Below are 12,079 nucleotides of genomic sequence, written 5' to 3' on the forward strand. Positions count from 1 at the left end.
TGGCAAAGAGGTCACACCCGTTCCCATACCGAACACGGAAGTTAAGCTCTTTAGCGCCGATGGTAGTTGGGGGCTTCCCCCTGTGAGAGTAGGACGTCGCTAGGCACCTTAAAAAGTCGAGGATATATTCCTCGGCTTTTTTGTTTTATAAAAAGATAAAATTATTAAAAGTTAAAATTCACATAATGAAAAAATAGGTTGTATACTATACGTCGAGAAATGACTATAATGGAGCGACACTCCTGCCGAGAAAACTGGCATAGCAGACTGTCTGTGTAGTGTTTATGGAGGAAGCTACTCATTCTGTCTATAGAAACAAAGGCTACAGATAGGAATCTAACGAATAGGTGGATAGAACGTCGTACAACTTGCTGAGATGCTTGAAAATATGCGTAGTCGGTCGCCAGAACGTTTCAAACGGAAGCCTCACAGTGTGCATCGCCTCAATATATAAAATATATCCATCACTTATTGCTCAAAGAATGAAATAGGGCAAGTTTTACTAGCAAATTATGTAGTTGAAAATTGTTTGTATCTATAATATAAATCTAGGAGGACTAGGAATAATTAGTGCGATTTTTGGCATTAAAGCTGATTTTCGTCGAGTTCTTATTGTGCTTAATATTTTTTATTGTTCCTTTTCTTAGGTGTATACGTAATGGGGTTTCAACACCTTAATAAAGAACTGCAGATATTGTCTCTGCAGTTCTTTTAATTTTTTTTAAAATTGTAACTGTAAAGCACAGATTACCAAAAGTTAAGAATGGCATTTATTTAACGTAGACCATTACCAAATAGTTGATGTGAAGGTGTTCGGCTCCTTGCGAAATAGCGTCACAGACGAGTCCCTGTAGAGAGCCAGAAAGGGAATGAAGGTTAAACCTATCACATCCTGTGAGAACGCCTTTGTGACCAACATCGCGTCGTTGCTGAGGCTTCTCTTTCTCACAACTACTGGCGCAAGCGGTTTATCGGACACCCTCAGGAAAGTGCCCAGTCAGAATGGAAATCAACCTAACGTTAGGGTGAAGAGCATTTTATTAACAAATCAAACATACTAATGGGTCAAACTAAAGGTATAATGAAACTCATAAGAGGAAAAAATTATTGGATACAAGATCGAAAGGAAGAAAGATTTGGGAAAAAAGCAAATTTGGTATGAAGTAGAAGAAAATGAGTCAATTGAAGATTGTTTGGAAAGAATGCGTCAAGATGGCTATATGGCAGTGGGAAGAAAAGAAGAACCTATTTTTCACTTAGTCAATGGAGAACCAACGTATTTGCGTCAAAAAATACAATTTAAAGCGATGAACTGCCAAGAATCCGAGTGATTTTGACTAAAATCCGAACGTTTATAAATACCTAAAATAAAATGTTCGCATTTTTGCATTGACGATAGTGGAATGACTTGTTAAAATGTGAGAAGGAAAAACAAATAAATCCCACATATATGCTAGAGGATTGGCTCTAGTGTCTCTACCCGGCACCGTAAATGCCGGACTATGCGGGAAAGCACTTTTGGCATGTTACGGAAGGGTGTGTGTACAGAAATGTACATTCGCATATTCTTTTCATAATAAGTCCTCAAGTAAGCTGCTTTCACGTGTATGGTAGGGAGTAGTTTATTTGAGGATTTTCTTTGTTTAATTTAGATCAGAGGGTGTAACATCCACTGATATAAGTTAAAGCCTCCGGCGGATGTCACGGAAATCGGAAAGGAGTTCTTTGTGCTAGCACAAAACCGATTTCGGACGCAATTATGCAGAGGCCTAATTGATTAAGTAAAGAATTGTAGTAGCTTTAATATATTTGATCATTTTTCTAACGTTAAAAAGGAGCGACAATCATGAATCCGAAAATCGGTGTCATTATGGGGAGTTCAAGTGACTGGGAAACAATGAAACATGCATGTGATATTTTAGATGAATTACAAGTACCATACGAGAAAAAGGTAGTGTCTGCACATCGTACTCCTGACTTAATGTTTGAGTATGCAGAATCAGCACGTGAGCGAGGAATTCAAGTAATTATCGCTGGTGCAGGTGGAGCTGCACATTTACCAGGAATGGTAGCAGCTAAAACAACGTTACCGGTAATCGGAGTACCTGTGCAATCTCGTGCTCTTAACGGTCTTGATTCACTATTATCAATCGTTCAAATGCCTGGAGGTGTACCTGTAGCAACAGTAGCGATTGGCAAAGCAGGAGCGACGAATGCAGGCTTGCTTGCAGCACAAATTTTATCGACAACAGATGCACAGCTTGCTAATAAACTAGATGCTAGACGTGAAGCCACGAAGCAACAAGTACTGGAAAGCACAGGTGACTTAGTGTGACAAAGATAATTTATCCAGGGCAGACGATAGGCATTATCGGAGGAGGGCAACTTGGTCGTATGATGGCACTTGCTGCAAAAGAGGCCGGCTTTAAAGTTGCTGTTCTTGAACCATTAATGGATTCACCATGTGGACAGGTTGCGGATGTTCGTATTGTAGCACAATATGATGATGAGGCAGCTTTAGAAGAACTTGCTGAGGTAAGTGACGTTATAACGTATGAGTTTGAAAACATCGATTATGATGGCTTAAAACGTTTAACACAAATGGCTTACGTACCACAAGGAGCAGAGCTAGTACGCATTACACAGAACCGTGTGACTGAAAAAGAAGCGATTATGAACGCAGGTTGTCCGGTAGCCCCTTATTTGGTTGTAAATACATATGAAGAATTACTAGCCAATATCGATATGATTAGTTATCCTTGTATAGTCAAAACAGCAAGAGGTGGTTACGATGGCAAGGGACAGCAGCTTTTAAAATCTGCAGAAGACCTATCGTTAGCAAATGGGCTTTTCTCTCATTCACAATGTATTGTTGAGGGATTTGTACCTTTCGTTAAAGAGGTGTCTGTCATTGTTCAAAGAAACGGTAATGGTGAATCATATTGTCAGCCAGTTGGAGAAAATATTCATGTTCATCATATTTTACATGAAACGATCGTGCCAGCTCGTATAAAAGAGGAAACAGCAAAGGCTGCAGAGCGCGAAGCTTTGAAAATAGCTGATTACTTAAATTTAGTGGGCACATTAGCAGTAGAAATGTTTGTATTAGAAGATGGTGGAATTGTTATTAATGAATTAGCACCAAGACCTCATAATTCAGGTCACTATTCAATAGAAGCATGTAATGTTTCACAGTTCCATCAGCATATACGCGCTATTTGTGGTTGGCCATTGCGTAAACCACAACTTTGGGCACCATCAATTATGATAAATGTTTTAGGGCAACATGTCATGCCACTTAGTAACTCAATTGCTAAATATCCTGAATGGTCTATACATCTTTATGGGAAAGCTGAAGCTAAGGTGAACCGTAAGATGGGCCACGTAACGATTATGACGAAAAACTTAGAAGAAACACTACAACAAATCGAGAGTTCTGGTATTTGGCCAGAATAGAAGGAGAAACGCAATGATCGAACGTTACACAAGACCCGAAATGGGCGCAATTTGGACAGAACAAAATAAATATCAAGCTTGGCTAGAGGTTGAAATTTTAGCATGTGAGGCTTGGGCAGAATTAGGCGACATTCCAAAAGAAGATGTAGCTAAAATCCGTGAAAATGCTTCATTCGATGTGGATCGTATTTTAGAGATTGAAAAAGAAACACGTCATGATGTTGTAGCATTCACTCGTGCCGTATCTGAAACACTTGGTGATGAGCGAAAATGGGTGCACTATGGTTTAACTTCAACGGACGTAGTCGATACAGCCCTTTCTTTTTTAATTAAACAAGCAAATGATATTCTACGTAAAGACATCATGAATTTCATTGACATTATAGCAGCGAAAGCGAAAGAGTATAAGCATACGGTCATGATGGGACGTACACACGGTGTTCATGCTGAGCCAACAACTTTCGGCTTAAAATTAGCTTTATGGTATGAAGAAATGAAGCGTAACTTAGAGCGCTTTGAAGCAGCAGCAAAAGTAATTGAAACAGGAAAAATGTCTGGTGCAGTTGGAACATATGCCAATATCGATCCTCGAGTTGAGCAATATGTATGCGATAAATTAGGACTTACAGCATCACCTATTTCAACACAAACATTACAACGTGATCGCCATGCACAGTATTTTGGGGCGTTGGCATTAATCGCAACATCAATAGAGAAATTTGCAACAGAGATTCGAGGCTTGCAAAAATCTGAAACACGTGAAGTTGAGGAAAGATTTGCAAAAGGGCAAAAAGGTTCGTCAGCGATGCCTCATAAACGAAATCCAATCGGGTCTGAAAACATGGTTGGTATGTCACGTTTAATGCGTGGCTATATGCTAACGGCTTATGAAAACGTAGCATTATGGCATGAGCGTGATATTTCACATTCATCTGCAGAGCGTGTTATTTTACCGGATGCAACAATTACACTTAACTATATGTTAAATCGCTTCGGTAACATTGTGAAAAACTTAACAGTATTCCCTGAAAACATGAAACGTAATATGGGTCGCACTTTTGGTCTAATTTACTCTCAACGCATCTTATTAGCACTTATCGATAAAGGGTTAGTGCGTGAGGAAGCGTATGATACAGTACAACCTTTAGCGATGCAGGCGTGGGATGAGCAAGTTCAGTTCCGTACGTTAGTCGATGCAAGTGAAAAAATCACACCGTATTTAACGAAAGAAGAGCTTGATGAGTGCTTCGACTACAACTACCATTTACAGCATGTAGATATGATTTTTGAGCGTCTTGGACTTAACTAACATTGATTGAGTAGAGCCACTAGCGGATGTTACAGAATTGAATCGTATACGATTCAATTCTGAACAATACGCGTGTATTTCATAATATCAGGGGGAGTAACGAAATGACTACAGGTCAACTTTTGTATGAAGGTAAAGCAAAAAAATTGTATACAACAGAGGAGCCAGATGTGTTACTCGTTGAATACAAGAATAGTGCAACAGCATTTAATGGTGAGAAAAAAGAAGAAATTGAAGGTAAAGGCGTATTAAATAATCGCATTACCTCTCTAATTTTCGAAAAATTGCAAGCTAACGGAATTGCGTCACATTTCGTGAAACAATTATCTGATACGCAGCAGCTTGTAAAAAAGGTAGATATTATTCCTATAGAGGTCGTAGTTCGTAATATAGCAGCAGGTAGCTTAGCGAAACGTCTCGGTTTGGAGGAAGGTACACCATTAAAACGCCCAATCGTTGAGTTTTATTATAAAGACGATGAACTAGGCGATCCGCTCATTACGACGGAGCATATTGACGTACTTGATCTTGCAACACCTGAGGAAGTGACAGCCATTTATGATGGAGCAATTGTAGTTAACGAAGTTATGCAACCTATATTTGCAGATGTCAACGTTACACTAATTGACTTTAAATTAGAGTTTGGACGTGACAATGATGGAAATGTACTGTTGGCAGATGAAATATCACCAGATACATGCAGACTTTGGGATGCAACTACAAAGCAAAAGTTAGACAAAGATGTCTTTCGTAGAGACCTTGGTAATTTAACTGAAGTTTATACTATTATACTTTCTAGACTCGGAGGCAAATAACAATGAAAAAAGTTAAAATTTACGTAACATTACGTGAGAGCATTCTTGATCCACAAGGTTCAGCTGTACAAGGTTCTTTAGTGAAAATGGGTTACGCTGAAGTAGAAGATTTACGTATTGGTAAATATCTTGAACTAGCAATTAAAGATACAGAACGTGATATTGATACTCTAGTAAAAGAAATGTGTGAAAAGGTTTTAACTAACGTTGTAATCGAAGACTACCGTTACGAAGTCGAGGAGGCTAACTAATCATGAAATTCGCAGTACTCGTGTTCCCTGGGTCAAACTGTGATATCGATATGTATCATGCGATTAAAGACGAGCTAGGTGAAGAAGTAGAATATGTATGGCATACAGCAACAGATTTAAGTGGCTTTGATGGTATTTTAGTACCGGGAGGCTTCTCATACGGAGATTACCTTCGCTGTGGTGCGATGGCCAATCAATCTAATATTATGGCAGAGGTCAAAAAGGCAGCTGATGCTGGGAAGCCGGTATTAGGAGTATGTAATGGATTCCAAATCCTAACTGAAGCAGGTTTATTACCAGGTGCATTACTTCGAAACAAAAATTTGAAATTCATGTGCCGCACAATCCAGCTTAAAGTTGAAAACAATAATACATTATTCACAAACCAATATGAGCAAGGTCAAGTAATCAATATTCCAATTGCACATGGTGAAGGTAACTACTACTGTGACGAGGAAACTTTACAAGCATTAAAAGATAACAATCAAATCGTGTTTACATACTCAGGCGAAAATCCAAACGGTTCTTTAGAAGATATCGCGGGGATTATAAACGAGCGCGGCAATGTACTAGGTATGATGCCTCACCCAGAGCGAGCTGTTGATGCACTGGTGGGCGGAGCAGACGGTCTAGCAGTATTTAAATCAATTGTGAAGCAGTGGAGGGAAAATCATGTCAACAACTAAGTTTGAGCCAACAGCACACCAAATTAAAGATCAAAAGCTATACGCTGGTATGGGAATGTCAGACGAAGAATTTGCAATGGTAGAAGGTATTTTAGGACGTCTACCAAACTGGACAGAGACAGGTCTTTTCTCAGTAATGTGGTCTGAGCACTGCTCATACAAAAATTCAAAACCAGTGTTACGTAAATTCCCTACGAAGGGTCCACAAGTTTTACAAGGTCCAGGTGAAGGTGCTGGTATCGTAGACATTGGTGATGAACAAGCAGTTGTATTTAAAATGGAATCGCATAACCATCCTTCAGCAATTGAGCCTTATCAAGGTGCTGCCACAGGTGTTGGTGGTATTATCCGTGACGTTTTCTCAATGGGTGCGCGTCCAATTGCAATGCTGAACTCACTACGATTTGGCGAATTAAAGTCAGCACGTGGTAAATATTTATTTGAAGAAGTTGTTGCTGGTATCGCAGGCTATGGTAACTGTATCGGAATTCCTACAGTAGGTGGCGAGATTCAATTCGATCCTTGCTATGAAGGTAATCCATTAGTTAATGCAATGTGTGTAGGTTTAATTGACCACAAAGATATTCAACGTGGAATCGCAGCTGGTGTAGGGAATACAGTCATGTATGTTGGTGCTAAAACAGGTCGTGACGGTATCCATGGTGCAACATTTGCCTCTGAGGAGTTAACTGAAGAATCTGAGAATCAACGTCCTGCAGTACAAGTAGGAGATCCATTTATGGAGAAACTTTTACTTGAAGCATGTTTAGAAGTTGTAAAATCTGACGCTCTAGTAGGTATTCAAGACATGGGTGCTGCTGGTCTTACTTCTTCATCAGCAGAAATGGCTTCTAAGGCTGGTTCTGGTGTAGAAATGAACTTAGACTTAGTACCTCAACGTGAAACAGGTATGACAGCATATGAAATGATGTTATCTGAATCTCAGGAGCGTATGCTACTTGTTGTGAAAAAAGGTCGCGAAGATGAAATTAAAGCGATTTTCGATAAATATGATTTAGATGCTGTGGCAATTGGTCGAGTGACTGATGATAAAATGCTTCGCCTTTTACATAACGGTGAAGTTGTAGCGGAAGTACCTGCTGATGCACTGGCAGAAGATGCACCAGTTTATCATAAGCCATCTGCAGAGCCTGCTTACTATGCAGAGTTCCAGGCGATGGAAAACACAGAACCAGCGGTAACAGATTACAAAGAAACATTAAATGCACTTTTAAAAGCGCCAACAGTTGCTTCAAAAGAATGGGTTTACGATCAATATGATTATCAAGTTCGTACATCAACAGTCGTTGCGCCAGGTTCTGATGCAGCCGTTATCCGTGTGCGCGGTACGAACAAAGGATTAGCAATGACTACAGACTGTAACTCTCGTTATATTTTCCTAGATCCAGAAGTAGGCGGTGCCATTGCAGTAGCTGAGGCAGCTCGTAATATCGTAGCAACTGGTGGTACACCATTAGCGATTACTGACTGCTTGAACTTCGGCAATCCTGAGAAACCAGAAATCTTCTGGCAAATTGAAAAATCAGCTGATGGTATTTCAGCGGCTTGTACAGCACTGAATTCACCAGTAATCGGTGGTAACGTGTCTCTTTATAACGAACGTTCTGGTGAAGCGGTTTACCCAACACCAACAATCGGTATGGTTGGACTAATTGAAGATTTAGCACATGTAACAACTCAAGAAGTAAAAGCTGCTGGTGATGTAGTATTTGTGGTCGGCGATACAAAAACTGAATTCGGTGGTTCGGAACTTCAAAAATTATTCAATAATGGGGTTATTTCAGGGAAAGCACCAGCGATTGACCTACAGATCGAAGCTGCCCGTCAACAAGCATTACTTAAAGCAATTAAAGCAGGAATCGTACAATCTGCACATGATGTAGCAGAAGGTGGTCTTGCAGTGGCGCTAGCTGAAACAACATTTGGCGCTAATGACTTAGGTCTTGATGTGACATTAACAGGCTCTGCTACAACAGCATTATTCAGTGAAACACAATCTCGTTTCGTTGTAACAGTGAAAGAAGAAAATGCATCTGCATTTGTAGAAATTGTAAAAGACGCAAAGAAAATTGGTGTCGTAACAAACGATGCGCTTGTTAAAATCAACGGTGACAACGGTGTGCTTGTAGAAGGTACAGTGGAGGAATTCCGTTCTAATTGGAAAGGAGCAATCCCATGCTTGCTGAACTCAGAGGCTTAAACGAAGAATGTGGGGTGTTTGGTATTTGGGGTAACCCAAATCCAGCACACCTTAGTTATTACGGGCTTCATGCTCTTCAACACCGTGGCCAAGAAGGCGCTGGAATCGTCGTTTCTGACGGTCAGCATCTTCGCGCGGTGAAAGGCGAAGGACTAGTTAATGATGTTTTCAACGAAGACAAATTAAAGGCAGTGGACGGCAAAGCAGCAATTGCCCATGTCCGTTATACGACTGCTGGAGGTGGCGGTATTGAAAATGTACAGCCGTTATTATTCCACTCGTCAACTGGTAGCCTTTCAATTGCTCATAACGGTAATTTAGTCAATGCAGCGCACTTAAAACAGTATTTAGAGCGTCAAGGTAGTATTTTCCATTCTAGCTCTGATACTGAAGTGCTTGGGCATCTTATTAAGAAAAGCTCGCTTTCACCATTCCGTGCAAAGGTGAAAAATGCCCTTTCATTATTAAAGGGTGCTTACTCGTTCTTAATTATGACTAAAGATGAAATGCTTGTCGCACGTGATCCACATGGTTTACGTCCATTATCTCTTGGAAAGCTAGGAGATGGTTGGGTTGTGGCCTCTGAAACTTGTGCATTTGATTTAATAGGTGCAGAATTTGTTCGTTCTGTTGAACCTGGTGAGTTATTAATTATTAACGATGAAGGTGTAAAATCTGATCGTTTTGTAGAGATGGATAAACGTGCAATGTGCGCGATGGAGTACGTATATTTAGCACGTCCTGATTCTGATATTGATGGTATTAACGTCCACATGGCGCGTAAACGTATGGGAAAACAGCTTGCTCGTGAATGTGCACATATTGAAGCTGATGTTGTTACAGGTGTCCCTGACTCAAGTATTTCAGCAGCAATCGGCTTTGCAGAGGAAAGCGGAATTCCATATGAACTAGGTCTTATTAAAAATCGTTATGTAGGCCGTACATTTATCCAACCGACACAGGAATTACGTGAACGCGGTGTGAAAATGAAGCTTTCTCCAGTTGTTCAAGTCGTAAAAGGTAAACGAGTAGTGATGGTGGATGATTCGATTGTTCGTGGTACAACTTCACGACGTATTGTAAAAATGTTAAAAGATGCAGGGGCAGCAGAAGTTCATGTTGTGATTTCTTCGCCACCGATGACGGATCCTTGCTATTATGGCATCGATACTTCAACACATGAAGAATTGATTGCTTCTAGCCACAATGTAGATGAAATCCGTGAAACTATCGGAGCCGATTCACTAACATTTCTTTCCGTTGAGGGCATGGTGGAGACGATTGCAAGACCTTATGAAGATGAAAACCGAGGATTATGCCTAGCATGCTTTACAGGTAAATATCCAACAGAAATTTTCCCAGATACAATCTTACCGCATGAAAAAGAACTATTACGTTAAGAAAAACATCTAAATACATCTAGCAATGATGACAGATCTAGATTTGGATGATAAGGAGGAACTCTGCGTGTCAAAAGCATATGAACAAGCAGGTGTAAATATTGAAGCAGGCTACGAAGCCGTAAAACGAATGAAGTCTCACGTTGAACGTACAAACCGTCTAGGTGTGATGGGCACGTTCGGTGGTTTTGGTGGTATGTTTGACTTGTCAGAACTAAATCTTAAGGAACCTGTTCTTATTTCAGGTACAGATGGTGTTGGGACAAAGCTAAAGCTAGCGTTTATGGTGGACAAGCATGACACAATTGGTGTGGACTGTGTAGCGATGTGTGTCAATGATATCGTAGCGCAAGGTGCAGAACCATTGTACTTTTTAGATTATGTAGCCCTTGGCAAGGCAGAGCCAGCGAAAATTGAGCAAATTGTAAAAGGCGTTGCAGATGGCTGTGTGCAATCTGGTGCGGCATTAATCGGTGGTGAAACTGCAGAGATGCCAGGTCTTTATGAAGAAGATGAGTATGATTTAGCTGGTTTTGCAGTGGGCGCCTGTGAAAAATCAGCTATCGTAACAGGTGAGAACATCGTGGAGGGTGACGTACTTGTTGGTATTGCTTCAAGTGGGGTGCATTCAAACGGTTACTCATTAGTGCGAAAAATTGTCTTTGCAGATAATCAGTACGCTGTTGATTCGATTGTGGAAGGCTACGAGGATCTTGGTCCTATAGGAGAAGCCTTGTTAGTGCCAACAAAATTATATGCGAAACCTGTACTTGCAGCTTTAAAAGCAGCAGACGTTCATGGCTGTGCCCATGTAACGGGCGGTGGCTTTTATGAAAACCTACCACGTATGATGCCAGAAGGTTTAGCAACTGAAATTGACTTAGGTTCTTGGCCAGTCTTACGCATTTTTGAGTTTTTAAAAGAAAAAGGACAGTTAGAGGACAAGGATTTATATAATGTCTTTAACATGGGCATTGGCTTTGTGTTAGCTGTACCTGCAGCTGAAGTAGATAAAGTGCTTGCAACAGTAGAGGCAAATGGTGAAAAAGCATACAAAATTGGTCGCGTTGTGAAAGGCGAAGGTGTTGTATTCAATGGCTCACATGATGGGAGTTTAGTGTAATGACTGCACCGACTAAAATTGCCGTTTTTGCTTCAGGTAGCGGCAGTAACTTTCAAGCTATTCAAGATGCCATTGAACGTGGCGAACTACATGCAAAGATTGAACTTGTTGTGACAGACAAGCCTAGCGCATATGTAGTGACACGTGCTGAAAACTATAGTATTCCAGTGCTTGCTTTAAGTCCGAAAGAGTTTTCATCAAAAGCAGATTACGAAACTGCTATTATCGAGGCTCTTCACGAACGTCATGTAGAATGGATTGTGCTTGCAGGTTATATGCGCTTAATTAGTGAGGTATTGCTAACTGCCTACCCTCAGCGCATTGTGAATATTCATCCTTCACTATTGCCGGCCTTCCCAGGTAAAGATGCCATTGGTCAAGCGATGGAACACGGAGTCAAGATAACTGGGGTAACAGTCCATTTTGTAGATGAAGGTATGGATACAGGGCCTATTATTACACAAGCGGCAGTTCAAGTCGTTGAAGGTGACCGTGAGGCAACAGAAGCGGCAATTCATAGGGAAGAGCATGTACTATATACAAAAGCTTTACAGCAATTGTTAAAGTAATTCAGTGGTGAGGAGTTAGGTTTCTGGAACAATACAGCCTAACTCTACTCTATCAATAATAGCAAGACATTTTCGTGGCAAACACGATAAAAATTGGTTCATCACCAAAAGTTGTGGATGACTTTTGTTAAAACGTCTACTATGTAAGTAAGTTGATTGGAGTGGAGGCTGGGCGACTCCTTGGGGATTAGCGATAGGGGAACGAAGGCTAAGAGCATCACATCCTGTGATAACGCCTTCGTGACCAAC

The 12,079-nt window shown here is 40.6% G+C and carries 11 protein-coding genes, 1 rRNA gene and 1 riboswitch; all 12 genes read left to right on the plus strand.

Annotated features, from left to right (window positions below; translation table 11 throughout):
• Nucleotides 1-105: ribosomal RNA gene (rrf, locus tag ACQKN4_RS16415) — 5S ribosomal RNA — on the plus strand; the annotation flags it as partial.
• Between the two features lie 1,031 nt (nucleotides 106-1,136).
• Entirely contained in the window at nucleotides 1,137-1,331 is a 195-nt protein-coding gene (locus ACQKN4_RS16420; RefSeq protein ID WP_079562643.1) for an NETI motif-containing protein, read from the plus strand.
• A 93-nt stretch (nucleotides 1,332-1,424) separates the two neighbouring features.
• Nucleotides 1,425-1,523: riboswitch (purine riboswitch) on the plus strand.
• A 323-nt stretch (nucleotides 1,524-1,846) separates the two neighbouring features.
• Nucleotides 1,847-2,335 carry a 5-(carboxyamino)imidazole ribonucleotide mutase gene (purE, locus tag ACQKN4_RS16425; RefSeq protein WP_079562644.1) on the plus strand — a complete coding sequence of 163 codons (489 nt, stop codon included), beginning with the start codon at nucleotides 1,847-1,849 and terminating at the stop codon, nucleotides 2,333-2,335.
• On the plus strand, nucleotides 2,332-3,456 hold the full coding sequence (gene purK, locus ACQKN4_RS16430; protein ID WP_427484218.1) for a 5-(carboxyamino)imidazole ribonucleotide synthase: 1,125 nt from the start codon (nucleotides 2,332-2,334) through the stop codon (nucleotides 3,454-3,456). Before purE ends, purK begins: the two co-directional genes overlap by 4 nt.
• Before the next feature lie 13 nt (nucleotides 3,457-3,469).
• On the plus strand, nucleotides 3,470-4,765 hold the full coding sequence (gene purB / locus ACQKN4_RS16435; protein ID WP_427484219.1) for an adenylosuccinate lyase: 1,296 nt from the start codon (nucleotides 3,470-3,472) through the stop codon (nucleotides 4,763-4,765).
• Nucleotides 4,766-4,869: 104 nt separating this feature from the next.
• Nucleotides 4,870-5,580, plus strand: coding sequence for a phosphoribosylaminoimidazolesuccinocarboxamide synthase (gene purC, locus ACQKN4_RS16440; protein ID WP_079562647.1), 711 nt, complete (start codon nucleotides 4,870-4,872; stop codon nucleotides 5,578-5,580).
• 2 nt (nucleotides 5,581-5,582) lie between these two features.
• Nucleotides 5,583-5,831, plus strand: a complete 249-nt coding sequence (gene purS / locus ACQKN4_RS16445; RefSeq protein WP_079562648.1) for a phosphoribosylformylglycinamidine synthase subunit PurS — start codon at nucleotides 5,583-5,585, stop codon at nucleotides 5,829-5,831.
• A 2-nt stretch (nucleotides 5,832-5,833) separates the two neighbouring features.
• On the plus strand, nucleotides 5,834-6,517 hold the full coding sequence (gene purQ / locus ACQKN4_RS16450; protein ID WP_079562649.1) for a phosphoribosylformylglycinamidine synthase subunit PurQ: 684 nt from the start codon (nucleotides 5,834-5,836) through the stop codon (nucleotides 6,515-6,517).
• Nucleotides 6,504-8,738: a phosphoribosylformylglycinamidine synthase subunit PurL gene (gene purL / locus ACQKN4_RS16455; RefSeq protein ID WP_427484220.1), complete on the plus strand. Its 2,235-nt coding sequence runs from the start codon at nucleotides 6,504-6,506 to the stop codon at nucleotides 8,736-8,738. The genes purQ and purL overlap by 14 nt, the downstream gene beginning before the upstream one ends.
• A complete protein-coding gene (gene purF, locus ACQKN4_RS16460; RefSeq protein ID WP_427484221.1) occupies nucleotides 8,714-10,138 on the plus strand; it encodes an amidophosphoribosyltransferase in 1,425 nt (474 codons plus the stop codon). The genes purL and purF overlap by 25 nt, the downstream gene beginning before the upstream one ends.
• A gap of 67 nt (nucleotides 10,139-10,205) precedes the next feature.
• Complete coding sequence (gene purM, locus ACQKN4_RS16465) at nucleotides 10,206-11,261, plus strand: phosphoribosylformylglycinamidine cyclo-ligase (protein WP_079562652.1); 1,056 nt, start codon at nucleotides 10,206-10,208, stop codon at nucleotides 11,259-11,261.
• Nucleotides 11,261-11,830: a phosphoribosylglycinamide formyltransferase gene (purN, locus tag ACQKN4_RS16470; RefSeq protein WP_427484222.1), complete on the plus strand. Its 570-nt coding sequence runs from the start codon at nucleotides 11,261-11,263 to the stop codon at nucleotides 11,828-11,830. Before purM ends, purN begins: the two co-directional genes overlap by 1 nt.
• Nucleotides 11,831-12,079: the final 249 nt, after the last annotated feature.

This window comes from Lysinibacillus sp. NPDC093692, from assembly GCF_050280125.1.
In the GTDB taxonomy this organism is placed as follows: Bacteria; Bacillota; Bacilli; order Bacillales_A; family Planococcaceae; genus Lysinibacillus.

What these genes read in the sequence shown, in the direction of transcription:
- purE (WP_079562644.1), top strand. Translation starts at nt 1,847, where the DNA reads ATGAATCCGAAAATCGGTGTCATTATGGGGAGTTCAAGTGACTGGGAA.
- purB (WP_427484219.1), top strand. Translation starts at nt 3,470, where the DNA reads ATGATCGAACGTTACACAAGACCCGAAATGGGCGCAATTTGGACAGAA.
- purC (WP_079562647.1), top strand. Translation starts at nt 4,870, where the DNA reads ATGACTACAGGTCAACTTTTGTATGAAGGTAAAGCAAAAAAATTGTAT.
- purS (WP_079562648.1), top strand. Translation starts at nt 5,583, where the DNA reads ATGAAAAAAGTTAAAATTTACGTAACATTACGTGAGAGCATTCTTGAT.
- purQ (WP_079562649.1), top strand. Translation starts at nt 5,834, where the DNA reads ATGAAATTCGCAGTACTCGTGTTCCCTGGGTCAAACTGTGATATCGAT.
- purL (WP_427484220.1), top strand. Translation starts at nt 6,504, where the DNA reads ATGTCAACAACTAAGTTTGAGCCAACAGCACACCAAATTAAAGATCAA.
- purF (WP_427484221.1), top strand. Translation starts at nt 8,714, where the DNA reads ATGCTTGCTGAACTCAGAGGCTTAAACGAAGAATGTGGGGTGTTTGGT.
- purN (WP_427484222.1), top strand. Translation starts at nt 11,261, where the DNA reads ATGACTGCACCGACTAAAATTGCCGTTTTTGCTTCAGGTAGCGGCAGT.